The organism is Erwinia sp. PME.40.26/001 (assembly GCF_055556675.1).
The window spans coordinates 1-255 of record NZ_JBVHNP010000292.1 but is presented as its reverse complement, the minus strand read 5'-3'; the positions used below and the strand labels follow the sequence as shown (position 1 = coordinate 255).

Here is a 255-nt window from a genome sequence, read left to right as displayed (position 1 = left end):
GAACGGCTCCGGCCACCGGCTCGGCACCACCGCCACCGCCGCCCGCGCCAGCCACCCAAGCACCGCCGGCCGCGGCAAATACCCCGTCATCACCACCCCGCTTGCCGCCGCCTCCCGCCGCAACGCCGCCAAAAACGACGTTTCCGGACTGTCCGGCCCATACCGGTCGGCCCCAATCATCACCGCCCGCCACCCGGGGCACCGCGCCCGCACCGCCCCCCAGGCCCGCACGAACGCATCCGCGCCCTTGTCCGC

General features: G+C 75.7%; 1 protein-coding gene. It reads right to left on the bottom strand.

The genetic code is table 11. From position 1 onward, the window contains the following. Positions 1 to 213: hypothetical protein (locus tag ACZ3HG_RS24240; RefSeq protein WP_465335006.1), on the bottom strand; the 213-nt coding region annotated here is incomplete at its 3' end. Positions 214 to 255 lie beyond the last annotated feature (42 nt).